Below are 24,748 nucleotides of genomic sequence, written 5' to 3'. Positions count from 1 at the left end.
TAAATAACCCTCAATAAGTTTCTCTCCGTCAACGCCTTTATTTAAGATATTAGAGATTATATTAAGGTTTTTCATTAGATATGTCAATACCTTTTTAAAAAATAAATTTTTGTAGATTTTACAATTTTTGTGTAAAAGTCTTTGAGAGTATTCCAATTGAAAAGGTACAGGTTATTTTTAAAAAGATAAAGAATAGGAGCATGTAAAGGATACCAACAGAGCATACGGCGATAATTGAGAGAATCTTGTTTAAGAGAGGTCCTATGGAAATAACCTTTGTAAGAAATTTGTAAGGATTATACTAGTAGAAATTTAAAAAGTGTATGATACTATAATTACAAGAGATATCTCAGAACTAGGGGTGAAGTGCATATGTACAATATACTTGTTGTGGATGACGAGAAAGAAATAACCGATGCAATTGAGGTTTATTTAAAAAATCAAAATTACAATGTTTTTAAAGCTTATAACGGAATAGAAGCTTTGGAGGTCTTTAGAGAAGAAGAAATCCATCTAGTCTTGATCGACATTATGATGCCGAGACTGGATGGTACCAAGACCACAATAAAAATACGAGAAACCAGCTCCGTGCCGATTATTTTTCTGTCTGCAAAGTCAGAGGACATGGACAAAATTTTAGGGCTGAATATAGGTGCAGACGACTATATTACGAAGCCCTTTAATCCCATGGAGCTTTTAGCAAGGGTAAATTCGAACCTTAGAAGATACACGAATTATGCCAATAACAATACTCCTGTAAAGGAAAATATGATAAAGATTGGTGGAATCGAACTGAAGGACGATAGCAAAGAGTTAATCGTAGATGGTAAATCTATTAAAATTACGCCTTTGGAATATAGAATCCTTTATTTGCTTATGAGCAATCCCAATCGAGTATTTTCCATAGAGGAAATCTACGAGAAGGTATGGAAGGAGCCGGCATATAATCCAGATACGGTAACGGTTCATATTAGAAGAATCAGAGAAAAAATAGAAATTAATCCGGGAGAACCGAGATATTTAAAGGTGGTGTGGGGCGTTGGATATAAATTTGAACAACCAAAACGATAAAGATCCCAATGATGAAAATAGATTTGAAAAGAAGAAGAAGAGCCTATTGAGTTCTTCTTTTGCAACTGCACTGTTTACGCTAATCTTTGCTGTAGTTTCTGTAGTGAGTTATATACCCATAAGAAATGCTTATTTTGGCACAACAGAAAGCCATGCGTATGAGTACCTAGAGAGCGACCGATTTCTGTACCAGCATTTAACAGGCTTAACACGAAAACTGCAGCAATCTATGAACGGTACCAATGATGGCTATGATGACAGCTATGTGAACATCAAAAGCGTGCAGTATAAGATGTCTTATGCAGGAGAAACAAAGGATGAAAACACTGTGATTAAAACTCTGGATCAAGCCTTTAGAGAACGATCTAGAAATGATTTCATTCCATATCAAGAAGTAACTTCTTATAAAGAGGAGCAAGCAATCGAAATCGGCAATGGAGAGCTTGGAGAGGAAGGAATCGGAGTACGAGACGAAGGAGTAAAAGAAGAGAAAAGGGAAGAAAGCATAGAGGCTGTAGTAAACCGAAATAAGATTTTAACCAATCTGTCCGATATTTCAGAGCTTAAACTACAGAAAAATAAAGAAAATAGCCTTCTTTATTTAAAAATAACATTCGATCAAAATGGGGTACCCTCTATTGAAAGCGGTTTTGGGAAGAAAAGCAAGTTAGAAAACTTTAATATCAATAGGGATGTTTTTGCAGAGCGATTGGTCTACTCCAATTTAGAGGACTTAAAGGACTATCAGGGTTTAGAGGTGGAATATATCATTCCTTCTGACTTTGTAGAATATGATGATATATTCACCTATGGAATGAAGGATTCATATGCAATTTCAAACTATGCTATGGTCATCTTAATCATAGGCGCAATCAGTGTTTTAATTCTAATGATTACAGCCTTTGCAGTTCCCTATGAATCACAAAACAAAGCGAGTATCATCCGATTATTCAACAAGATGTTCTTAGAGCTAAAATTTGTCGTGTGGGGACTTCTCATGCTTTTAATTGCTGGGGTATTTGAAATGGTCTCCAACTATAGATACTATGGCTATGGCAGTCGATTGGCTGCGCTGATATACGATGCTGATGGCCTATTTTATATGATTGGTATACCTTTAACCTTTTTGCTGTATTTTCTGATCTATTTAAGTACGGTATATTTAAAATATATCTATCATAAGGGGCTTAAAGAAGGTCTAATAGATAACAGCTTCTTCGGAAAAATATGCTTATACTGTGTGAGGAAAGCAAGAAATATTCTTAGAAGGATGATATTAAGGACAAAAAATATGGTAAACACCCTTATGGCTATTGATTTAAAAGAAGATAATCAAAGAAAATTAATTGGTATAGGAATCATGAACTTTCTAGTCATCGTTATTCTAGGCTCCGGTGGTTTCTTCGGATTTGTCCTAGCAGCCATCTACAGCGTTCTGGTACTGAGATATATCACAGATCTATTGGAGAAGGCAAAGGAACTGAACATTGCCAGTGAACAGGTTTCAGCAGGGAATTTTAATATTAACCTCAACGAAGACATGGGGATATTAACACCTTTGGCTAAAAACTTGAATAATATTAACATTGGTTTCAGTCTAGCGGTAGATAAAGAAATAAAAAGTCAAAGGATGAAGGCAGAGTTGATTTCTAATGTGTCCCATGATCTTAAAACACCATTAACATCCATCATTACCTATGTGGATTTACTGAAAAACGAAGAGATCGATCGAGATACACAGAGAGAATATATCGGTATATTGGATAAAAAATCTCAACGGTTAAAGATTTTAATAGAGGATTTATTTGAGGCGAGCAAAGCCACCAGCGGTAATATTGAATTGCATTTAGAAAAAGTAGACGTAGTTGCTCTTTTTAGACAAACCTTGGGAGAGCTGGAAGAAAAAATAAATGGCAGCTCCTTACAATTTAAAATAAGTACACCTGACAATAAGGTGATATGTAACTTGGATGGTAGAAGAACCTACAGGGTATTTGAAAATATCATGACAAATATCTTAAAGTATGCCATGGAAAACTCTAGGGTGTATATCGATATTACAGAAAGTATCCATGAAGTGAGCTTTACCTTTAAAAATATATCTGCATATGAAATGAACTTTGATGCCAATGAAATTACAGAGCGATTTACAAGAGGGGACGAATCTAGAAATACGGAGGGCTCTGGATTGGGACTTTCCATAGCAAAAAGCTTTATAGAACTTCAGGGGGGAACCCTAGAAATTATTATTGATGGCGATTTGTTTAAGCTCATTGTTGTGTTTCCTAAGGCATAGCAATCTTTTCTAGAAGATCTAGGGAGATATTCAATCATCCCTAGATCTTTTTAAAATACTATTGCAAAATATTTAAATCATAATATAATAAATATAGATTAAAAGAAAGGGAGTATGTTGATGTCCGAGGTTGTTTTTAACTAAGTAATTGAATACGATGTCTTAAAGAATTTTAAATGGACCTATAATTTAGGTTTATTTGTTGTGGATTTTTTAGGGCTCAAACTTAGTAAAAACACGGTCCATAGCCTCCTTATAACAATTTTAAGGTGATTCTACTGTGCTTTCGCACAGTATTTTTATGCCTTTTTACTGTACAAAATTATCGATAAGTGTTCCACATACCGACTTCATCGATTATTTTTACTGTACAGTTGAGATAGGAAAATCTAAGCTATAGGTGCGCTCTGTTTACCTATGGCTTTTTTTATTGTATAAGAAGTCTCCTATGAAACAATAAGGGATTGAGAAATAGAAAATCCCCTGAGTAGGTAAGAAAATCTCCATAATTTACTTTGTTCAGCCCTAAAAATCCTCTAAATTTTTATAAAAATGGAGGAATTAAAATTGAACCATAAAACTATTGAATTGTTAGAATATGACAAAATAAAGGAAGCATTAAAGGGATATGCACTATCGAATATGGCCAAAGAAAGAATAGAAAAGCTGGAGCCCTTGCTTGAGAAATCTAGCATTGAAATTGCTATGAAAGAGACAACAGAGGCTAGGAGTATTGTTAATATAAGCTCTAGTATTCCAATTAATAGCCTAGCTGGTGTAGATAATGTAAGGGATAAATTCAGCAAAAGCATTATTCTTTCACCAGCTGATTTGGAGATGGTAGCAGGATTGCTGAAAGAGATCAAACGGTTAAAGAATTTTATGAGAGATAAAAATTATGTTGCACCTACAATTAGCCTTTATGCACTGTCCAGCTACGAGCTAGATGATGTAAGAGAGGAGATCGAAAAAGCCATCGTTCGAGGTAGCGTAGCCGATAGAGCGAGCTCAAAACTTTTTAAGATAAGGAAGGATATTGCTATTTTAGAAGGTAAAATAAAAGCCAAATTAGAGAATTTTCTGAAAGATGATCGATATAAATCATATATTCAGGATTCGTTAATTAGCCAAAAGAACAGTCGATATGTAATTCCTATAAAAAGTGAACATAGGAAGCAAGTTGAAGGAAGCATTCACGATCGATCTCAAAGTGGATCCACTGTTTTTATAGAGCCAGCAGATGTAAAAAAGATGCAGGACAAGTTGGAGAATCACATTTTTGAAGAAGAAAAAGAAGTCTACCGTATATTATCTGCTTTAACAGCGCTTGTATGTGAACGAGAAAAGGAAATTAACGTGAACATAGAGGTTATGAGCAACTACGATTTTATATTTGCCAAAGGAAGGTATAGTAAGTCCATGGATGGGAGAAGTGTCAGCTTTAACAATGAGAATTACATCCATTTAAAAGGCGCCAAGCACCCGTTCATCGGAAAGGATGCAGTACCCTTGAATTTTGAAATCGGTAAAAACTATAAAGGTCTAATTATAACGGGACCCAACACAGGCGGTAAAACGGTAACATTGAAAACAGTAGGTTTATTAACCATGATGGCTCAGACGGGGCTCCACGTTCCAGTAGAAGAAGGCAGCGAAATTGCTATATTTAATAAGGTATTGGTGGATATTGGCGATGGGCAAAGTATACAGCAAAGTTTGAGTACATTTTCTTCTCATATTAAAAACATCATCCATATTTTAGAGGATGCAGATTCAAAAACCTTGGTGATATTAGATGAATTAGGAGCAGGTACAGACCCGGGAGAAGGTATGGGCATTGCTGTTGCAGTATTAGAAGCGCTATATCATAAAGAATCCACCATATGTGCCACAACCCATTATAGCGAGATTAAAGAGTTTGCGCAAAACCATGAAGGGTTCATCAACGGTTCCATGGCTTTTGATATTAATACCCTAAAGCCCCTTTACAAGCTTTATATAGGCAAGCCGGGAGAGAGTAATGCCTTTCTAATTGCTTTAAGGCTAGGCATGGATGGAGGATTAATAGAAAGAGCCCATGAGGTTACCTATAAGGATAAAAAAGATTATTCGAAATATGCAGTTCAATATACAGTGAATACTCAAGAAAAATTAAACGTGCAAAAGGATTCAGAGAAGAAAGAACATAAAAAGGTAGTGGCGGATAGAGGGGCTTCAAAGGCCAAGAGAAAAGAAGTATTTCAGATCGGCGATTGTGTTTTTATCAGCTTTATGAATCGAACAGGCATTATATGTGAGGGTGAAAACGGGAAAGGAGAGTACGGTGTTATGGTAATGCAAAAAAAGATTAAAATCAATCAAAAACGCTTATCCCTTTATATTGAGAAGAAAGAACTCTATCCAGAGGATTACGACTTTGATATTGTATTGAAGACGAAAGACCATCGAAAAAAAGATAAACTGATCAATAAGGGACAAGGGAAAGGCATTTCCATAGAATTGTAATTCCATAGAAAATAATAACTGCCTTCGTCTTAAAAAATTAGGACGAAGGCAGTTATCATGTTAATAATTCAACACAAGGTGTTGATGTTAATAGACTTTAGAAGTAGAGTCTTTGATATTAAACACCTTAATGAAAATCCCTGCAATTACCGTAGTTACTATAGTTGGTACGACCCAAGCAAATCCTTGAGAGGCTAGTGGCAATAGTGTATAGATACTGTATAAAAAGCTATTTTTGCCCATGTATTTAGCAATAAGCTCCAGTACACTCACTAGAAGAGTTGTATATACACCGATAGCATACACTGCTCTATGAGGGATATATTTATCCAAGAAGATCATTGATACTAAAGCGATAACAACAGGATATAGAATCACTAAAAGCGGTACAGCTAAGCTTGTTATTTGATCTACTCCTATATTGGAAATTACAATACTGATTACAGATGTTACTACACAGATGAAGCTATAGCTTAATTTATTCTTGGTAAGTTTACTAAAATACTCTCCAGTGGCCGCAACAAGACCGATGGAGGTTGTTAAACAGGCTAGACCTACAGATAAAGCTAGTAAAATTTTACCAGAAGTCCCCAATATACTTTCTGTAATCAACATAATGAGTTTGGTTCTAGGGATATCCATTGGAAGTGTAGTAGCAGTTGCTCCTAAAAAGGCCAATCCACCATAGATGATAGCCAATCCAAAGATTGCAACAAGACCTGACTTTATTGTTAAGGAAGAAACTTCCTTGGTACCTCTGTATCCCTTGCTTCGAATAGAAGCTACTACGATAGATCCTAGGACCGTTGCAGCTAAAGCATCCATTGTCTGATATCCTTCTTGGAATCCAGTTGCAAATGGCTTATCGATATGATTGATCCCCAATTCTCCGATGGGTGTTACAATACCTTTAACAATGATAACCAATAATGTTATAAAAAGTACGGGTGTTAGTATTTTACCAATATTATCGATGACTGAGCTCGGTCTTAAAACAAAGAATAAAACAATTGCAAAATAAACTATTGAAAAAACTATAGAAAATGAAAGGTTATTTGCTTCTGAAAAGAAAGGAAGCACAGACATTTCGAAAGTTGTAGCACTAGTTCTTGGAATCGCTAGGAATGGCCCAATGGCTAAGGTTACCACAACACTGATGAATACGCCGAATTTCTTACTCACATTAGAACCTAAAACCTCTAAATTTCCACCACAATTCGCTACTGCAATAATACCGCATAGAGGTAAGCCAACCCCAGTTATTAGAAACCCAATGACTGCTAACAAAGTCTTATCGCCAGTGAGTTGCCCTAAAGCCGGAGGAAATATTAAATTGCCAGCTCCAAAGAACATAGCAAATAAAGCGAATCCTATAATTAATACATCTTTATTCTTTTTATTCAACATCCAGATCTCCTTTCCTTGCGCCGTTTTATGATGCTAAAATTTCTGAATACTTAGCTATTATAACATTAACTTTTTAAAGGTTAAATAGAATATGAAATAGTCGAAAGAGGAATATAACTATGAAAATTGCTATGGTTTAGAATAGTGATTTGAGTCTGTGAACAAAAACAATTTGAAAGATACAGTATCATCTGGCTTGCGTCACTATTGATAAAAACATGACTTAAAACCTGCATTATGCAGAAAATTATAAATAGTGCTTTAAATTTCAGATGTTGATAGAGGCTTTCCATGAAAAGTATATGCAATTATTAAATCAGAATTCCTTGAAAAGGTCAAAGCGAATATAATATTAAATTATATTAAAAATATATACAATATATCGAATTTTATTTTAAATTTTAAAATAAATGTTTGTATTTTAAAAAAACAGATGTATAATAAATAGTATAAAAGACGACAAAATCTGAATAAAAAAGGAGAAGGAGAAAATGAAGCATATTTATACAGGAAAAACAAAGGATGTATATGCTTTAGCGGATGGAAATTACTTGCTTAAATTTAAAGATGATGTGACTGGTGAAGATGGGAAGTTCGATCCAGGTGCAAATACTGTTGGGTTGACCATAGAAGGTGCTGGAAGAGCCGGACTAAAGGTAACAAAGTTCTTCTTTGAAATATTGAATGCTCGAGACATACCGACCCATTACATCGATGCCAATATTGAAGACGCTACGATGACTGTAAAGCCAGCGACTGCTTTTGGTAAGGGGCTAGAGGTGATCTGTCGCTATAGAGCTGTGGGAAGCTTTCTACGCCGTTATGGTATGTATGCTGAAGAAGGACAGCAACTAGATGCCTTCGTAGAAGTTACGCTAAAGGATGACCTTCGTCAAGATCCTCCGATTTCAGAAGATGCGCTGGATATGCTGGGCATCCTATCTAAAGAAGAATATAAGATATTGAAAGCATTAACTCAAAAAATAGGAACGATTATAAAGGAAGAACTAGAAAAAAAAGATATTGAGCTGTACGATATAAAATTTGAGTTTGGTAGGATCGGTGCAGATGGACAAATTGCTCTGATCGATGAAATTTCTGGTGGCAACATGAGAGCATATAAGAATGGACAGTATATAGAACCCTTGGAGCTGGAAAAATTAATGCTAGAAGCGTAAAATAGTATATATACTTGCTCCCTTGTGGTAAGATAAAATAGAAAACCATAAGGGCGCTTTTTTATGACCGAACCCAATTTATGCGACCAAAGGAAGATGAGATTTATGAAAAAAACCGTACTGATAACTGGAGCATCAAGAGGCATCGGCGCCTCCATTGCCAGAGTTTTTGCAGAAAACAACTATAATGTGATCCTAAATTATTCTAAATCTGAAAAAGAGGCATTGTATTTACAGAATGAACTTTCAAAGAAAGGATATTCTGTGCTGGCTTATAAGGCAGATATCACCAAACGCAAGGAAGTTGCAGCTATGTTTGAAGAAGGCATCAAAGCCTTTTCCACCATCGACGTGCTGGTAAACAATGCAGGGATTTCGCAGCAGAAGCTGTTCACTGATATTACAGAGGATGAATGGGACCGAATGATGGATGTCCATATCAAAGGGCTGTTCAATTGTTCTCAATATGCAGTGCCCTATATGGTCAGCAAAAAAAAGGGAAAAATTATTAATGTATCCTCTATATGGGGCATGGTGGGAGCGTCCTGTGAGGTTCATTATTCTACAGCCAAGGCCGCAATTATTGGATTTACAAAGGCCTTAGCAAAGGAGCTGGGTCCTTCTAACATACAGGTAAATTGCGTAGCGCCGGGGGTCATCGATACAGAAATGAATGCATTCTTAGATGAAGAAGCAAAGGCTTGTCTAATAGAGGATACTCCTCTGATGAGATTAGGAAGGCCGGAAGAGGTGGCACAGAATATCCTCTATTTAGCGTCGGAGGGTGCGGATTTTATAACAGGACAAGTAATTGGCATCAATGGGGGCTTCGTCATATAAGGAATCCTTGCTTGATTATGGAGATATCCTATGATACTATGTTGTTAAGAAAAAATGAATGAAAATGGAACACTGGGAGAGCTGGAAAGGCCGGCTGAGAGAAAGACCCTATAATGTCTTTGACCCCTATCACCTGATCTGGATTATGCCAGCGTAGGAAAGTGTAAGGATATTAGGCATTTTATAATATGCATAATTGAGCACAGACCGCAATCAGGTTTGTGCTTTTTTTATGACCTAACCCAATTTATGCGACCAAAGGAGCAATAAATTGATGGTAGGTCAAACGCAACGAATGCCAATTTTATCGACTGGAAGGAGAATAAAATTGTGCAATGAGACTGCGAAATAACCCAATTTATGCGACCGAAGGAGCAATAAATTGATGGTAGGTCAAACGCAACGAATGCCAATTTTATCGACTGGAAGGAGAATAAAATTGTGCAATGAGGCTGCGAAATAAAATATCAGAAAAGAGAGGTGTTGACAATGAAAAAAGTATTAACAATCGCAGGTTCCGATAGCTGTGGTGGTGCGGGAATACAAGCAGATTTAAAAACGTTCTCAGCCCACGGTGTATTTGGAATGAGCGTCATTACCGCAATAACTGCTCAAAATACACAGGGTGTATTTGCAGTACAGGATATTACACCAGAGATGATTCAAAAACAGATTGAAGTGATTTTCGAGGATATTTCTGTAGACGCAGTGAAAATTGGCATGGTTTCTAAAACAGAGACCATTCAAACCATCGCAGAAACCTTAAAGGCGTATAATGTTAAGAATTTAGTGCTGGACCCAGTGATGGTGTCTAAAAGTGGTTTTCATTTATTACAGCTAGAAGCAAAGGAAGCTTTAATCAAGAACCTTCTGCCAATGGCGACGATCATTACGCCCAACCTTCCCGAGGCAGAAGTCATTACTGGATTTGAAATCAGTACCGTGGAAGCCATGGAAAAGGCTGCAAAGGCCATTCATGACATGGGGCCACAATACGTTTTAGTAAAAGGCGGTCATTTGGAGGGAGAAGCTGTAGATATTTTATACGACGGAAATCAGTTTATTTATTACAACGCTCAAAGAATCCATACGAAAAATACCCACGGTACAGGCTGTACCCTATCATCCGCCATCGCTTCTAATTTAGGAAAAGGTCTTACGATTACACAGGCTGTAGAAGAAGCGAAGAACTATATCACCGTGGCAATTGAAAAATCCTTTGCCATTGGACAGGGCGTGGGGCCGGTTCACCATTTTCATCAGTGGTATTAAAAAGAAAGTTAAAATCTAAGCATCAATCATAGGAGGAGAATTATGGAGCTGAAAAATGAACTGTGTACTGTTTTAGAGCAAATTAAGGAAAAAACCCCACTGGTGCACCATATTACAAACTATGTTACTGTAAATGATTGTGCCAATATCACCTTAGCCATCGGTGGAAGTCCAGTAATGGCCGACGACCACAAAGAGGTGGAGGATATGGTGTCCATTGCTTCTGCGGTGGTATTGAATATTGGAACATTAAATGAAAGAACCATAGAATCCTTCGTATTGGCTGGAAAAAAAGCCAATGAATTAAATATTCCAGTCATACTGGACCCCGTGGGGGCAGGAGCCACTGCTTTTAGAAGTCAAACCATAGAAAAAATTTTAAAGGAAGTAAAGCTGTCTGTGCTGAGAGGAAATATGTCAGAAATTAAAAATATCTATGGAACAGGAACCCAGACAAAGGGCGTCGATTCAGTGGATAGCTCTTTAGATGGAGGAAAGGAAATCGCTATCAGCCTTGCTAAAAAACTTAGTTGTACCGTTGTAATAACGGGGGAAGTAGATATTGTTTCCGATGGCAATAAAACCTACGCTATACAAAATGGGCACAAAGCTTTATCCAGCATTACGGGTACAGGCTGCATGAGCGCATCACTGATCGGCGCTTGCTGTGGAACTGGCAAAGGGATTCTACAGGGCGCTATTTTAGGTACCATGATTATGGGGATTGCAGGAGAAAAAGCAAATGAAAGGCTGAAGGTTCACGAGGGTCTTGGAAGCTTTAAGGTTTACTTAATGGATGCAGTTAGTAACTTCGATCAAGATGATATTCGGAAGAGAGGGAAAGTTGATGAAATATAATCACACTGTAGATTATGGGCTGTATTTAGTATCGGATCGAGACGTTTTAAAGGGAAGGGATTTTATAAAAAGCTTAGAGGAAGCAATTCTAGGAGGCGCCACCATTGTTCAGCTACGAGAAAAGGAAGCCAGTTCCTTAGAATTCTACCAGCTTGCCCTAAAAGCAAAGGCGCTTACTGAAAAATACAACGTTCCTCTAATCATTAACGACCGAGTGGACATTGCTTTAGCAGTAGATGCCGACGGGGTTCACGTGGGGCAGAGTGATCTGCCGGCACATATTGTAAGAAGCATGATCGGACAAAATAAAATTCTAGGCGTATCTACCGCCACATTGGAAGAATCTAAAAAGGCTGCAGAGGATGGCGCTGATTATATTGGCGTAGGGGCTTTATTCCCAACTGGTACAAAAACGGATGCAAATCCCGTAACCTTAGATCAGCTGAGATATATTAAGGAAAACATGGATATTCCTGTAGTTGGGATCGGCGGTATCTGTGAAGACAATATAAAAACCATCATGGAAGTCGGTATAGACGGTGTTGCAATTGTTTCTGCCATATTAGGGAAGGAAAATATTAAAGAAGCTGCAGAAAGCTTAAAAGCTTCAATTAAATAATAGGAGTGATATACAATGCCTTCATATTTTAACGTAATGACGTTACTAACCGTAACGGTAATCAGCTTCACTGTGCTGGGTGTTTTGTACAGCCGTGGAAAAATAGAAACCATGGATGATTTTTTCACAGCGAGAGGAAGCACAGGGTCCAAAATATTATCCGCCACCCTATTGGCATCCTTTCTGGGTGTTTTTATACTGTTTACGCCACCAGAGGCTGGTGCCATCGGCGGGATCACAACCATTATTGGGTATGGCATCGGAGTTGCAAGCCTTTACTTTGCATTTCTAGTCATCAGTCCTAAAGTAAGGACGTATCTACCAGAAGGAAGTACATTGAATGATTACGTTTTAAAGAGATATGGATTTAAGATGTACCTATTGACCGTTCTATTATCTTTATTCTACATGTTCGTCCATCTCATAGCAGAACTGACGGCAATCGGTCTAGTAGCATACGAACTGGCAGGAGTACCGCTGCTCTATACCGCATTATTTGTCGGGATCGGTACACTGATTTATACAGCCTATGGCGGTCTTAGAGCAGCTATGTTTACAGATATGATCCAAATGATCTTAATTGTATTCCTGCTGATTATGGTAACCGTAGGGATTGTACACTATGGTGGCGGTGTAGGAACAATCATAAGTAGTGCTAAAACCAATGCACCGGATCTATTTAGCTTTAGAAACTGGGGTGGTATCGAATATGGTCTGACCCTTTGTATTGCTGTGTTTGCAGCTAACTTATTCAACCAAGGATATTGGCAGAGAGTATATGCAAGCAAGGACAATAAAACCCTTCGCAAATCTTTAATCGTATGTATTATCATTGCACTGCCAGTAATGCTGATTACTGGATTCTTGGGTATTGTTTCCATGGGATTGGGAATTGGGTCAAGTCCATCCGTGGCACTATTTTCACTAATCTATAAGTTTTTACCGAGTCAATTAATCGTAGCAGTTTTTATTCTAGCGCTGGTTTTAGTCATGAGTACAGTGGATACCCTTTTAAATGCCATTGTGGCCACCTTTGCCCTAGATAGTCAACAAATTTTCAAAAAAGTAAAATCAGAATCCCTATTGCCTTTTGCGAGGATGATGATGGTAGTGCTAATGATTCCAGCCATATTTATAGCAGCACGGGGCTACAGTGTGCTCTATCTGTTCTTTGTTGCGGATTTAGTATGTGCCGGTGTGGTCTTCCCAATATTCTTTGGACTTTTCAATACTCATTTGAGTGAAAGAACGGCTTTAGTAGCATCCATATTGGGTGTGGTTTCAGGCATACCGTTCTTTACAGCGAACAAATTGCTTCTAGCCTTTGCATTGCCAGTGATTGTTTCTGCTGCAATATGCATAATGAGTACTTTAACCGCTAAAAAATCCAATGATTTAAATAAAGCAAAATTTTAATTCGGGGAAATTAAAAACAATAAAATAGTTGGGCGAGAGATATTTTCTTGACCAACTATTTTTATAACCAATAGGAAAGTTCTATCTTAATATAGAAAAGAGTAAATGAGTTTCAAGAAAAGCTTCTATAGGAGCTTTTTTTATTATACAGATAGATATTATAAAAGTTTAATTAAGCGATGTACATAATTATTGATATACTGAACAAGGTCATAGCTTCCATCGTGTAAACACCAGTCATAGACAATACCTCTAACAGCAATAAATAAAAACTTTACCACTTCTTCAGCTGTCATATCCGTAGATAGTTCTCCGTGTTTCTTCCCATCTTCAATTATAGATTGCAATACAACTTGCATTGGTCTTCCTTTTGTAGCAAATAGATTATTTTTTCCTGTATATAACTGCTTTACAAAGTCTATACCTCGATCTATATTGTATTCAGCATAGTAGTTAAAAAATTTAGCGATCTTATCTTGAGAAGTGCCTTCACTTAAGTTGTTCGATACAACTGTAGAAAAATAATCGTCTGCTAGTTTAAATATTCGATCTAATATTTCGTGTTTCGATTTAAAATAGTTATAGAAAGACCCTACCGATACATGGGCTGCTTCGCATATTTCTGCAACAGTAATATTTTCGAATCCCTTTTTTTCTATCAAATTAATAGCGATTGCATAGATCTTATCATGAGTTTCTTGTGCTTGAATCTGACGTTTTGTAAGCTTTTTTTCCACCATAAAATCTCCTGTCTTATTTTATATTACAAACAGTATAACAGACATAAAAAATAAAGTAAAACTTGCAAAAGAGATTGACTAATAAATAACGATATTATATAATGAATACATTCGATGAATGCGTTCATTGAATGTATGGTATGAATAATCATTTAACTGCATTTAACTATTGAGGCGCCGGTAGTTAATGAATTCAATAAGTTGAGTGGTGTTGGCAGCGAAGGCAATAAATTTTAAGAATAATTTAAATGGAAAACAGTTTTAGTATTCACAAAAATATTTGTTAATAAAAAAACGAAATGGAGGAATATAGCAATGAATCAGATTAAAGTAATTAGAAATATTATGTGTGTAATATTATGTGTAATTATGCTTTTATCTATGGTTGCTTGCCAGCCGAAGGCAGTAGATTTAACAGAGACAGATATGTTTAAAGCTGGTACATATACGAGTACAGCAAAAGGTCATAGCGGTGATATAAAGGTAGAAGTAGTGGTCGACGAAAATTCTATAAAAGATGTTAAAATATTGGAGCATATAGAGAGTCCTAGCATATCGGACCCAGCAATAGAAAGAATTCCTAAAGCAATTGTAGATGGACAGACATTAGCTGTAGACACAATATCTGGAGCTACAGTTACAAGTAAAGCGATCATAGTCGCTGTGACAGAAGCTTTAAAACAAGCAGGTGGAGATATTGATTTATTAAGCGTTAAAAAAGAAAATACAAAAACCTTAGGTGAGACAGTTGAGTATACTACAGATGTTATTGTAATTGGTGGAGGCGGTGCTGGTCTTGCAGCTGCTGTGTCTGCTCATCAAAATGGAGCAGCGGTTATGGTTGTGGAAAAGATGCCAAGGCTAGGCGGAAATACGATTATATCAGGATCAGCTTACAATGCAGTAGATCCAAAACGACAATCAGCTCAAGGAATTGAGGATTCTATAGAAAAACACATTAAACAAACCTATGAAGGTGGAGATAAGCAAGGAAACTTAGCACTTATTGAAACTCTTGTAGAAAATGCATACCCTGCAATTGAATGGCTTGAAAGTTTAGGAATGGAATTTAAAGAGGATATATTTACAGTTTTAGGAGGCTTGTGGCCAAGAGCTCACAAACCAGTGAAGCCTCTTGGTACAGGTTTCATAAGTACATATGAAAACTATATCAATGAAAATGAAGGAGTAACGGTTTTACTAGATACAGAGATAACAGAACTTATTGTAGATAATAACCGAGTTGTAGGCGTTAAAGGAAAGGGATTAGAGGGAGAAGTTATAATTAATGCAAACAATGGCGTAATTATTGCAACTGGCGGATTTGGAGCAAACATTGCTATGAGGGATCAGTATAATACAAATTGGCCTTCTCTTACGAATATTAAGACAACAAATCATCCTGGTGCAACAGGAGATGGGTTAACTTTAGCTGAAAAAATCGGTGCAAGCTTAGTAGGATTGGAAAATATTCAATTGCTTCCAATGGGTGACCCAGAGACAGGAAGTCTTAGTGGAAATATTGAACAGGGTGTTGAAAATAGAATATTTGTAAACAAAGATGGAAATCGCTTTGTTGACGAAGGTGAAAGACGAGATGTAATGACAAAAGCCCTGATGGAACAGAAGGACGCAGCGATGTGGGTCATTGTAGATAAAAATTCTTACCCAACTGGAGAGACAAAGAATAATTTCAATGAATCCATTGATGAGCTTGTTTCACAGAATAGAGCTTTTAAAGCAGATACCCTGGAAGATCTTGCAAAGCAAATAGGTGTGAATCCTGATAATTTTGTTAAGGCAGTAAAGGAATTTAATGAGGCTGTAGATGGCACCCCTGATAAATTTGGAAGAACTTTATTTGATAAAAAAATTGATACAGCGCCATTTTATGCAGGTGCACGTGTACCGACAGTGCATCATACAATGGGTGGAATAGAAATCAATACAAGTGCACAGGTCTTGGACAAGGATGGAAATATAATACATGGATTGTATGCTGCTGGTGAAGTTACAGGAGGAATACATGGTGCCAATAGATTAGGCGGTAATGCTCTAGCGGATATAACCGTATATGGCAAAATTGCAGGAGAAAGTGCTGCTGCTAAAAAATAAAAATCTAAAATGTAATTTACAAAATATTTAAATAGATTATAATTTAAATATGACAACTACGAATGGATTTATAGAGAATCGATTATCTAGGAATAAAACGCTACCGGATAGGATTGCAGATAAGCTAAGAGATGCTATTATAAATGGGCAATTGAAAGGAGGGCAACAATTAAAGCAGGATGAAATTGCCAAAAGCTTTAATGCAAGTATGATCCCAGTACGAGAAGCATTAAGAATATTGGAGGCACAGGGCCTTGTGAAATTCTATGCAAATAAGGGTGCAGTCGTAAATAAGTTTTCTGTTGAAGAAATAGAAGAAATATTTGACATCAGAATAATGCTTGAAAAGGGTGCCTTAGAACTTTCAATCAATCAACTGACAGAAGAGGAGCTAAACTATGCTGAACATCTTCTTAAAAAAATGGATGCTCTCGACGAAGAAGAGTATCTAAGCGACCTGAATCTAAAGTTTCATAATGTGCTTTATGGCGCTGGTAAAAAAGAAATGTTATTAGAGCTGATCAGAGAAATGCATACGAAAGTAGAACGATATATGCGAATTTATTTAATAAATTTAAGTTCCCATCCGGTATCTCAAGAAGAACATTACATGCTATTAGAAGCATGTCGGAATAAGGACTTGGATTCAGCAGTAGAGATTTTAACGGAACATATGTCCAGGGCTAAAAGATTCCTTATTGAATTTTTAAAAAGTAAAAGTGAATAGAATTTATCTAAATAGAACCCCTTTATTATAATTGATAAGGGGGTTTTTTTATGACCGAACCCAATTTATGCGACCATAGGAAGTAATAAATATTTTATAATGTATACAGTATATTTTATAAAATATAATTTACAAAATATTTAAATACTTTATAATTAAAGATAAGGATTCAAGTAAATTAATAAAAAATACGAAGCAATTCCTCATGAACGAAAATGTAATGGTGTGTATTTTTATTAATCATAGAAATCACTGAAAGGATGTACCCTTAAATACACAATATAAGGAGAGGATTATATGAGTACTGAGCGTATCGCCCAATTAAAAAAGAGCTATATCAACACCAAGCCATCCATCTGTGTGGAACGAGCAATTGCCTTTACAAACTCCCATAAGAAAACAGAAGGAGAGGCAATGATTCTTAGAAGAGCAAAAGCCTTTAAAGAAGTATGTAAAGCGGTGCCTGTCACCATATTTGATCAGGAATTAATCGTAGGAACCCCAGGCATCTATAAAAGATCGGGCTTTATATGCCCTGAATTTTCATGGCAATGGGTGGAAAAAGAAATGGATGATTTTCAAAATAGAAGTCAAGATGCTTATTTAATCGGCGAAGAACAAAAAGAGATTTTGAAAAATGATATATTTCCATATTGGGTAGGAAAATCCCTAGAGGAAGCATTTTTATCTAGAATCCCAGAGGAAACCAGAAAAATAGCAGTAGATACAGGAATTGTAGACAATGATTCAAAGTGGCGAAGTGCAGTAGGAGAGATTACCCCAGATTATCAGGATATTATCTTTGTCAAAGGCTTTGGTGGAATCAGAGCAGAAGCCATGGAAAAGTTAAGGAAGCTAGAGCCTCTATCAGCGGAAGCTCTAGAGAAAATAAACTTCTATCAAGCCATCATCGAAAGCTGCGACGGTATTATAAATCTTGCTAAAAGATATTCTAAGAAAGCATTGGAAATGGCAGAGGCTGAAAAAGATGTCAAGAGAAAAGAAGAGCTGATAAGGATCCATCAGGTCTGCAAAAATATTCCTGAAAACCCACCAAGATCATTTTACGAGGCGATTCAAATGGTTTGGTTTGTTCAATTAGGCTCTATTTTATCAGAAAATTCACTGGCACTGAATCTAGGGCGCTTCGATCAGTATATGTATCCTTTCTATGAGAAAGATTTAAAAGATGGAAAAATAAAAGAGGAAGAGGCACAGGAATTAATCGAAGCACTTTGGCTCAAATTATCTGAATGGGTATGGGCGATTTCAAAAAATACAGCACAATACTTTGCAGGATACAACTCCTTCCAAAACCTAACGGTAGGTGGAAGAAAGAGAGATGGAAGCGACGCTACCAATACCATTTCATACATGGCATTAAAGGCCAGTAAAAATGTTAAAACCCATCAACCGGGACTCAGCGTAAGGATTCATCCAGATTCACCGCAGGAATTTTTAATTGCTGTATGTGACTTAATCCGAGAAGGAACTGGATTTCCAGCGGTGCACAATGATCGCATCGGCTCTCAAATGCTTTTAGCAGCAGGACTTTCTCCAGAAGATGCTAGAGATTGGAGCAATTGTGGCTGTGTTGTACCTCATTTTAGAAAGGTTGGAGAATGGACATCTGCTGTAAATATCAATCTAGCAGCTGCATTGGAGTATGCATTAAATAGTGGGAAAAGCCGTATTACCAAGGAGCAAATGGGACTAAAAGAAGAGAATCATCTAGGAATGAACTCTTTCAAAGATATCAAAGATCATTTCTATCGACAGCTTTCGAATTTAATCAAGCATGGCGTCATATCCTCTGTGATTGCCCAGCAGATTCATACAGAAATGGTGCCAAGACCGTTCCTATCCACCCTTGTAGATGGTTGTATGGACAAAGGGGTTGACTTGAGCAAAGGTGGTGCTTTTTATAACATCGGACCTGTTCTGACTGGAATCGGTATTGCAGATGTGGCCAACTCCCTGATGGCCATAAAAAAACTAGTGTATGAAGACAAAAAAATAACCCTCAATCAGCTCAATAGTGCCCTGAATAATAATTGGGAGGATCAGGAGGATCTAAGGAAGGAAGCCTTGAACTGTCCAAAGTATGGCAATGACATCGATGAAGTGGATCAAATTGCAGTGGAGATCTCTGATTTCTATAATAAAGAGATTAAAAAATATAAAGATTACTTTGGTGTACCATTCAACTCTGCATTTATGGGTATTTCAAACTATATTCCAGCAGGTAGCGTTATCGGTGCAACACCGGATGGTAGAAGATCTGGGGACCCATTAACAGAAGGTGTATCCCCTCATGCAGGAACAGACCTTACAAGCCCTACAGCCGCCATGAGGTCTGCAGCAAAGATCAACCACGATATTCATACGGGAGGAACACTTTTAAATGTGAAGCTTTCTCCAGAATTATTAAAAACAGATAAGAGCTTAGTGAACTTGGCTTCTCTGATTCGTGCTTATTTCGAGCTGGGGGCCTTCCATGTTCAATTCAATGTAATATCCGTAGATACCTTAAGGAAGGCGCAGGAAAATCCAGAGGCTTATAGAGACTTGCTTGTAAGAGTAGCAGGATATAGCACGCAGTTTGTGAACCTGTCGAAGGAAGTACAGGATGCCATTATCCAGCGAACAACCTATGCAAATATGTAGAACTTTTAAATAGAGCTGAAGGTGATAAAATGAAAGATATCGATCAATCCTTAAAGGGTTCTGTGTTTCAGACCCAAAGATGGAGTCTCCACGATGGAGAAGGAATTCGAACCACCATATTCTTAGGGGGATGCCCCCTGAGATGTAGCTGGTGCCACAATCCAGAGTCTTGGAATGAAAATCCAATCCATAGGGTAACCGTTAAAGAAGTGATGGATTTGATAGAGCGGGATGCAATTTTTTACAGAACCTCCGGTGGAGGCATTACCTTCTCTGGAGGAGAGCCCACGAGACAAGGAGAGTTTTTAAAAACCTTGGTTAAGAATGCTATGTTTCTCGGCATTGATACCGCCATAGAAACCAGCGGATATTTTAACTGGGAAGAACAGAAAGAAACCTTTGAAATGCTGGATTCTGTCTTTGTAGATATAAAGCATATGGACCCTGCTGTTCATCGAAAATTTACTGGTATAGATAATTCATTGATTCTGGAGAATATCATGAAGATCAGTGATTTAGGGAAGCGGCCAGTCATAAGGATTCCGCTGATATCCGATGTCAATGATGATGGGGATAATATCGAAAAAACGGGGGAATTTATATTAAACCATTTAAGTATCGAAGGTGTGGAGATCCTACCTTATCATAATCTGGGAGAATACAAATATAGAGATTTAGGAATCGAAATAAAGCACCAGTTCTTCACGCCTAGGTCGGAAAAAATCCAAGAGGTGAAGGAGATACTGAAGAAACTTGGCGTAAATTTAGTATATTAAAGATTTCGGAGATAGAGTAGACTTCATAGGAAAACTAAAACAGGGGTTCAGAATCAATTGATTCTGGAGCCCCTGTTGTATATAATGCTCATTTTGTGAATATGCTCTTTATGTCTCTATTCAATGATAGAGATGTAATATTAATTGCTACTTCTTCAATTGCAGACAAGGTCGCTATAACAAGAACGAAATATACTATTTGATTTATTCCATATACTTGATATACGAGTGGAGAGCAAAATAATATGAACCCTGTTGCCTTGTTAGCATAGGTATGCAAGCCAGCGAATGTCCGATATTTTATATATCCAACGGCGAGTGAGAAAATACGAATAAACGCTATTCCTATAATCCAATAAACGATCCATGTCGTAAAAGGAATAATAGGCATGAAAATAAACAACGCAACAGCAACGAATACCATATCGGCAACACTATCCAGTACTGCTCCCGCTTTGCTAGTGTTCCCTGTTTTTCTTGCGACATAGCCATCTAAAATGTCGGTTGCACCGCAGAAAATGAAAACTAAAAAGAAAACCATTGATAATGGTTTTAAAAACAGTAGTACGATACTACTCAATATTCTAAGACATGTTATGATATTAGGAACCTGTTTCATGCTTCTCACCATAGATTAATTATATAAAAAATATGAATATATTATAGCATTTCACCAAATAGAGTGTAAAATACTTCCAGCATCCATAGCCACAATCAGGCGGGCAAGCATATGGTTTGTATAGACATAAACAATTCTTGTGGGACATTGCCTCAAATCCCACAAAACAAAGAAAAGGCGGATAGTCATAGATATCCGCCAATACTTCTCTATTATATTAGTGCCTATATCACAATTTTTTAATATTATATTGGATAGATTCTAATTTAGATTCCACCTTCAATTACCAGATCATTCGGTGCAATATCATCGCCATATACTGGAAGCAAAGTATCCTCATAAGCCTTTGTGATAAAGCTTTCCTTGCCTAATTTTGCAAGTTCTTCATTGATCCACGCCAATAGTTCTGTATTGCCCTTTTTAACCGCCGGTGCAATCACATCTTGATTTCCTAATACTGGGATACCTACGGTAAAACCAGGATTCCCCTTAGCCCATGCCAGAACCTCTGTATTATCATGGGCTAAGGCAGCACCACGGAGATCCTTCAATGCCTCAAAGGCTTCTGTATTTTGGTCATACTTCAATAGCTCAATTTCTGGATGGTTTTTTGTAAAATAATCTTGCGCAGTGGTTCCTTTGTTCACGATCAGCTTTTGATCCTTTAAATCCTCTATAGAAGTGATTAAAGCACCATCGGGAGATACGATACCAAGAGAAACCTTCATATAAGGATTTGCAAAATCCACTTTTTCTTTTCTTTCCTCAGTTACAGTAAAGTTTGCCATGATGATATCAACTTTGTTTGATTCTAAGAATGCTACCCGATTTGCTGCTTCAACCAATACGAATTCAACCTTAGATTCATCGCCTAAAAGATCCTTAGCAAACCTTTTAGCAATATGGACATCGAAGCCTTGATTCTCTCCATTGGCATCTACATAACCGAAAGGAGCCTTATCGCTGAATACACCAATTCGAATGGTACCTCGCTCTTTAATGGCATCCAGTGAGTCCACAGTTCCTCCTGCCTCAGAACCTGCTTTTGGGCTGCAAGCTACTAAACCTCCGATGACAACAATACCAACCAATAATGTGGCTAAAACTTTTTTTATGATTTTCATTTTATCTCATCCTTCCTTCTATATGATATATGATCTAATATTGAAACACATTTAAAAACTGCTGTGCACGTTCTGTTTTAGGACTTGTAAAGAATTCCTCCGGTGTTGCAACCTCACAGATACTTCCCGAGTCCATGAAAACGATTCGATCGGCAACGGATTTCGCAAAATTCATCTCATGGGTGACGATGACCATGGTCATTCCCTGTTTTGCAAGATCCAACATAACCTCTAGAACCTCGCGGACCATCTCAGGGTCCAGAGAGGCTGTTACCTCATCAAAGAGCATAATTTCGGGATTCATACACAAGGAACGAACAATGGCAATCCGTTGTTTCTGTCCTCCCGATAGTTGTCTTGGGTAATCATGGATGCGATCCAATAGACCGACTCTTTCAAGTAGCGTCTTTGCTTGGGCTACAACTTCCTCCTGCGGGCGTTTTTGCCCCTTGGTAGGCCCTAAGAGTATATTTTCCATAACTGTCATATGGGGAAATAGTTCGTAATTTTGAAATACCATACCAATACGCTGACGTATCTTTTGCCAATCTGTATGCTTTGAAGTTAGGCTGTCTCCAGATAGTCGGATATCGCCTCCTTGAATGGGTTCAAGTCCATTGATGCATCGAAGGAAGGTGCTTTTTCCACAGCCGGATGAACCTAATAGAACCACAACCTCTCCTCTATGAACTTCAAGATGGATGTCCTTGAGGACTGTTTTTCCATCGTATTCTTTATGCAGTCCATCGATCTCTAGTAAAGTCGGATAGTTTTCTTTTTTCATAAAAATCCCCCCTTAGCTAAGCCACTGTACTTCCAATTTTTTAGAAAGCAAAGATAGTGGATAACAAATAATGAAATATAAAATAAAGATGAATCCGTAAATCCAGAAGGAAGCAGTATCTATCTGAAAACGAGAAGCATCGATAATCTGCTGACCTACTTTGACAACTTCCACAGCACCAATGAGCGTCACAAGGGAAGTGGTCTTAACCATTCTTGTGGCTAAATTGATAGCACCAGGGACCATCCGCCTTACAGCTTGGGGAATCAGAACGTATCGATAAAGCTGTATAAAGCTGAGACCCAAAGCTTTTCCAGATTCCATCTGGTGCTTTGGCAGGGATTCTAAAGAACCCCTTACAATATCCCCCATCTCTGCAATGCCCCAGAAACTAAACACGATAATCGCCACGATTTCACCATCTAAATGGATGTTTAAAGCGCTGGTGATACCGAAATATACGATATAGAGCCAAACGAGAATCGGTATAATTCGAAAGGTCTCCAGATAGAGGCGGCTGATGAAGCGAATCCATTTCGACTTTGAGGTCATGATGAGACCGAAGACAATACCCAATACAGATCCAATAAGGATGGAAATAAATGCAATGCGAGCAGTTACGCCCAGTCCACCCAGTAAACGCATAATATTCTGTTCCGTAAAAACAATTTTAATTGCCGAATTCTGCATAGCGCACCTTCCTTTCCAGCCATGTTAGGAAAAATGAAAGGGGTAGCAGGATAATCAGATATGCCACCACCAGCATCAATAGGGAGTCAAAGGTTTGATAATACATACCGATTAAGTCCTTCGTTACGTTCATCAGATCCAATGTGGAGATAGCGCCAAAAATAGAGGTTTCCTTCAATAGGAAAATACAGTTAGCGCCGATAGCAGGAACACTGAAGGAAATTGCCTGGGGTATCATAATGTGCCGTACAATCTGCATCTTAGATAGCCCTAGGCTGAGTCCAGATTCGATCTGAAACTTACTGACAGCTTCCAGACCACCTCTGAAGGCCTCTGCCATATAACTGCCACCTAAAAAAGATAATCCAATAATTGCACTGGTATTTTCACTTAATACAATGCCCACCTTTGTGAGACCGAAATACAGAAAATAGAGTTGTATCAGCAGCGGTGTATTCCTCGATAGCTCAATATAGGCTTTGACTAAAGTTTTCAGCCATCTTACGTTGAAATACAGGATTAAACTACAGATCATACCAATGAGTAAAGATGCTAAAATTCCGAAAAATGCAAGCTTCAGTGTCAATAGAGCAGCCTTCTGATACAAAGGTATGTTATTCACGATGAATTCCCAATGGATATGCATAAAATGGCCTCCTTTTTATAACGAATAGGAAAGTTCTACTTACAATGTATTGCCAAAGGAGAACTTTGCCGTAAATGAGTTTCAAAAAAGGCTTCCTTATAATGCTTCTATAGAAGTCTTTTTTATATGTATTTGATTAAGTAAATAATACACTATAATTCATATCGGTTTACTACGAATTAAAGTCAATTATAATAACATCCCTTAGATTTGTCAACTAAAAAAATGCGTACTTGTACTAAAAAGATGCTGTCTCAAAGCAAAAATTTATAAATCTTAAATAAATAAAAACCATGGTTCAAAGAAAAATTAAATTTCTTTGAACCATGGTTTTTGCATAAATAGGCTATTTTACACATTGCGTTAGATATTAAATAATCAGAGCGGAAACATCGTTC

The 24,748-nt window shown here is 37.3% G+C and carries 20 protein-coding genes, 1 riboswitch and 1 other annotated feature (1 of these 22 cut by a window edge); of the genes, 13 read left to right on the top strand and 7 right to left on the bottom strand.

Annotation, left to right across the window (positions count from 1 at the left end):
- Positions 1–41: a binding site (T-box leader), on the bottom strand; it reaches 197 nt to the left of the window's first position.
- A 331-nt stretch (positions 42–372) separates the two neighbouring features.
- The 3 genes from CLOS_RS14225 to CLOS_RS14215 all read left to right on the top strand — a co-directional run bounded on the left by CLOS_RS14225 (position 373) and on the right by CLOS_RS14215 (position 5,872).
- The gene (locus CLOS_RS14225) at positions 373–1,071 is read left to right on the top strand and encodes a response regulator transcription factor (protein WP_012160539.1); all 699 of its coding nucleotides are present in this window, start codon (positions 373–375) and stop codon (positions 1,069–1,071) included.
- The gene (locus tag CLOS_RS14220; RefSeq protein WP_012160538.1) at positions 1,040–3,367 is read left to right on the top strand and encodes a sensor histidine kinase; all 2,328 of its coding nucleotides are present in this window, start codon (positions 1,040–1,042) and stop codon (positions 3,365–3,367) included. The genes CLOS_RS14225 and CLOS_RS14220 overlap by 32 nt, the downstream gene beginning before the upstream one ends.
- 567 nt (positions 3,368–3,934) lie before the next feature.
- Positions 3,935–5,872 carry an endonuclease MutS2 gene (locus CLOS_RS14215; protein WP_012160537.1) on the top strand — a complete coding sequence of 646 codons (1,938 nt, stop codon included), beginning with the start codon at positions 3,935–3,937 and terminating at the stop codon, positions 5,870–5,872.
- Positions 5,873–5,959: 87 nt separating this feature from the next.
- On the opposite strand, the gene brnQ is transcribed toward CLOS_RS14215, so the two are convergent.
- A complete protein-coding gene (gene brnQ / locus CLOS_RS14210; RefSeq protein WP_012160536.1) occupies positions 5,960–7,279 on the bottom strand; it encodes a branched-chain amino acid transport system II carrier protein in 1,320 nt (439 codons plus the stop codon).
- A gap of 491 nt (positions 7,280–7,770) precedes the next feature.
- Between brnQ and CLOS_RS14205 the strand changes: the two genes are divergently transcribed.
- The 6 genes from CLOS_RS14205 to CLOS_RS14180 all read left to right on the top strand — a co-directional run bounded on the left by CLOS_RS14205 (position 7,771) and on the right by CLOS_RS14180 (position 13,462).
- Complete coding sequence (locus CLOS_RS14205; RefSeq protein WP_012160535.1) at positions 7,771–8,457, top strand: phosphoribosylaminoimidazolesuccinocarboxamide synthase; 687 nt, start codon at positions 7,771–7,773, stop codon at positions 8,455–8,457.
- 105 nt (positions 8,458–8,562) lie between these two features.
- Entirely contained in the window at positions 8,563–9,297 is a 735-nt protein-coding gene (gene ymfI / locus CLOS_RS14200) for an elongation factor P 5-aminopentanone reductase (protein WP_041719424.1), read from the top strand.
- A 64-nt stretch (positions 9,298–9,361) separates the two neighbouring features.
- Positions 9,362–9,474: riboswitch (TPP riboswitch) on the top strand.
- A 312-nt stretch (positions 9,475–9,786) separates the two neighbouring features.
- Positions 9,787–10,569: a bifunctional hydroxymethylpyrimidine kinase/phosphomethylpyrimidine kinase gene (gene thiD, locus CLOS_RS14195; protein ID WP_012160533.1), complete on the top strand. Its 783-nt coding sequence runs from the start codon at positions 9,787–9,789 to the stop codon at positions 10,567–10,569.
- A gap of 42 nt (positions 10,570–10,611) precedes the next feature.
- Entirely contained in the window at positions 10,612–11,427 is an 816-nt protein-coding gene (gene thiM / locus CLOS_RS14190; RefSeq protein WP_012160532.1) for a hydroxyethylthiazole kinase, read from the top strand.
- Positions 11,417–12,046 carry a thiamine phosphate synthase gene (gene thiE / locus CLOS_RS14185; protein ID WP_012160531.1) on the top strand — a complete coding sequence of 210 codons (630 nt, stop codon included), beginning with the start codon at positions 11,417–11,419 and terminating at the stop codon, positions 12,044–12,046. Before thiM ends, thiE begins: the two co-directional genes overlap by 11 nt.
- 15 nt (positions 12,047–12,061) lie before the next feature.
- Complete coding sequence (locus CLOS_RS14180) at positions 12,062–13,462, top strand: sodium:solute symporter family transporter (protein ID WP_012160530.1); 1,401 nt, start codon at positions 12,062–12,064, stop codon at positions 13,460–13,462.
- 158 nt (positions 13,463–13,620) lie between these two features.
- On the opposite strand, the gene CLOS_RS14175 is transcribed toward CLOS_RS14180, so the two are convergent.
- Positions 13,621–14,202 (bottom strand): TetR/AcrR family transcriptional regulator, encoded by a 582-nt coding sequence (locus CLOS_RS14175; RefSeq protein WP_012160529.1) that lies wholly within the window; start codon positions 14,200–14,202, stop codon positions 13,621–13,623.
- Between the two features lie 315 nt (positions 14,203–14,517).
- On the opposite strand from CLOS_RS14175, the gene CLOS_RS14170 reads away from it, so the two are divergent.
- The 4 genes from CLOS_RS14170 to CLOS_RS14155 all read left to right on the top strand — a co-directional run bounded on the left by CLOS_RS14170 (position 14,518) and on the right by CLOS_RS14155 (position 20,487).
- Positions 14,518–16,317, top strand: coding sequence for a flavocytochrome c (locus CLOS_RS14170; protein ID WP_012160528.1), 1,800 nt, complete (start codon positions 14,518–14,520; stop codon positions 16,315–16,317).
- A gap of 49 nt (positions 16,318–16,366) precedes the next feature.
- Positions 16,367–17,044, top strand: a complete 678-nt coding sequence (locus tag CLOS_RS14165; protein ID WP_012160527.1) for a GntR family transcriptional regulator — start codon at positions 16,367–16,369, stop codon at positions 17,042–17,044.
- Between the two features lie 297 nt (positions 17,045–17,341).
- Positions 17,342–19,711 (top strand): glycyl radical protein, encoded by a 2,370-nt coding sequence (locus tag CLOS_RS14160; protein WP_012160526.1) that lies wholly within the window; start codon positions 17,342–17,344, stop codon positions 19,709–19,711.
- A gap of 29 nt (positions 19,712–19,740) precedes the next feature.
- Entirely contained in the window at positions 19,741–20,487 is a 747-nt protein-coding gene (locus tag CLOS_RS14155) for a glycyl-radical enzyme activating protein (RefSeq protein WP_012160525.1), read from the top strand.
- Between the two features lie 88 nt (positions 20,488–20,575).
- Here the strand turns inward: CLOS_RS14155 and CLOS_RS14150 are convergent, their stop codons facing one another.
- From CLOS_RS14150 to CLOS_RS14130, 5 genes are all read right to left on the bottom strand, one after another.
- Positions 20,576–21,106, bottom strand: a complete 531-nt coding sequence (locus tag CLOS_RS14150; protein WP_041719421.1) for a CDP-alcohol phosphatidyltransferase family protein — start codon at positions 21,104–21,106, stop codon at positions 20,576–20,578.
- Between the two features lie 266 nt (positions 21,107–21,372).
- A complete protein-coding gene (locus CLOS_RS14145; protein ID WP_012160523.1) occupies positions 21,373–22,230 on the bottom strand; it encodes a cysteine ABC transporter substrate-binding protein in 858 nt (285 codons plus the stop codon).
- Between the two features lie 34 nt (positions 22,231–22,264).
- Positions 22,265–23,014, bottom strand: coding sequence for an amino acid ABC transporter ATP-binding protein (locus tag CLOS_RS14140; RefSeq protein WP_012160522.1), 750 nt, complete (start codon positions 23,012–23,014; stop codon positions 22,265–22,267).
- 12 nt (positions 23,015–23,026) lie between these two features.
- Positions 23,027–23,704 (bottom strand): amino acid ABC transporter permease, encoded by a 678-nt coding sequence (locus CLOS_RS14135; protein ID WP_012160521.1) that lies wholly within the window; start codon positions 23,702–23,704, stop codon positions 23,027–23,029.
- Positions 23,685–24,350: an amino acid ABC transporter permease gene (locus tag CLOS_RS14130; protein ID WP_012160520.1), complete on the bottom strand. Its 666-nt coding sequence runs from the start codon at positions 24,348–24,350 to the stop codon at positions 23,685–23,687. Before CLOS_RS14130 ends, CLOS_RS14135 begins: the two co-directional genes overlap by 20 nt.
- Positions 24,351–24,748: the final 398 nt, after the last annotated feature.

This window comes from Alkaliphilus oremlandii OhILAs (assembly GCF_000018325.1).
Lineage (GTDB): Bacteria > Bacillota > Clostridia > Peptostreptococcales > Natronincolaceae > Alkaliphilus_B > Alkaliphilus_B oremlandii.
The sequence above is the reverse complement of the archived record's forward strand: the minus strand, read 5'-3'. Positions and strand labels throughout refer to the sequence as shown.

Bases quoted from the DNA above. Each gene is read 5' to 3' on its own strand.
- CLOS_RS14150 (WP_041719421.1), bottom strand. From the start codon at position 21,106: ATGAAACAGGTTCCTAATATCATAACATGTCTTAGAATATTGAGTAGT.
- thiM (WP_012160532.1), top strand. From the start codon at position 10,612: ATGGAGCTGAAAAATGAACTGTGTACTGTTTTAGAGCAAATTAAGGAA.
- CLOS_RS14225 (WP_012160539.1), top strand. From the start codon at position 373: ATGTACAATATACTTGTTGTGGATGACGAGAAAGAAATAACCGATGCA.
- CLOS_RS14205 (WP_012160535.1), top strand. From the start codon at position 7,771: ATGAAGCATATTTATACAGGAAAAACAAAGGATGTATATGCTTTAGCG.
- CLOS_RS14160 (WP_012160526.1), top strand. From the start codon at position 17,342: ATGAGTACTGAGCGTATCGCCCAATTAAAAAAGAGCTATATCAACACC.
- CLOS_RS14155 (WP_012160525.1), top strand. From the start codon at position 19,741: ATGAAAGATATCGATCAATCCTTAAAGGGTTCTGTGTTTCAGACCCAA.
- CLOS_RS14165 (WP_012160527.1), top strand. From the start codon at position 16,367: ATGACAACTACGAATGGATTTATAGAGAATCGATTATCTAGGAATAAA.
- CLOS_RS14135 (WP_012160521.1), bottom strand. From the start codon at position 23,704: ATGCAGAATTCGGCAATTAAAATTGTTTTTACGGAACAGAATATTATG.
- brnQ (WP_012160536.1), bottom strand. From the start codon at position 7,279: ATGTTGAATAAAAAGAATAAAGATGTATTAATTATAGGATTCGCTTTA.
- thiD (WP_012160533.1), top strand. From the start codon at position 9,787: ATGAAAAAAGTATTAACAATCGCAGGTTCCGATAGCTGTGGTGGTGCG.
- CLOS_RS14180 (WP_012160530.1), top strand. From the start codon at position 12,062: ATGCCTTCATATTTTAACGTAATGACGTTACTAACCGTAACGGTAATC.
- CLOS_RS14175 (WP_012160529.1), bottom strand. From the start codon at position 14,202: ATGGTGGAAAAAAAGCTTACAAAACGTCAGATTCAAGCACAAGAAACT.
- ymfI (WP_041719424.1), top strand. From the start codon at position 8,563: ATGAAAAAAACCGTACTGATAACTGGAGCATCAAGAGGCATCGGCGCC.
- CLOS_RS14145 (WP_012160523.1), bottom strand. From the start codon at position 22,230: ATGAAAATCATAAAAAAAGTTTTAGCCACATTATTGGTTGGTATTGTT.
- thiE (WP_012160531.1), top strand. From the start codon at position 11,417: ATGAAATATAATCACACTGTAGATTATGGGCTGTATTTAGTATCGGAT.
- CLOS_RS14170 (WP_012160528.1), top strand. From the start codon at position 14,518: ATGAATCAGATTAAAGTAATTAGAAATATTATGTGTGTAATATTATGT.
- CLOS_RS14140 (WP_012160522.1), bottom strand. From the start codon at position 23,014: ATGAAAAAAGAAAACTATCCGACTTTACTAGAGATCGATGGACTGCAT.
- CLOS_RS14130 (WP_012160520.1), bottom strand. From the start codon at position 24,350: ATGCATATCCATTGGGAATTCATCGTGAATAACATACCTTTGTATCAG.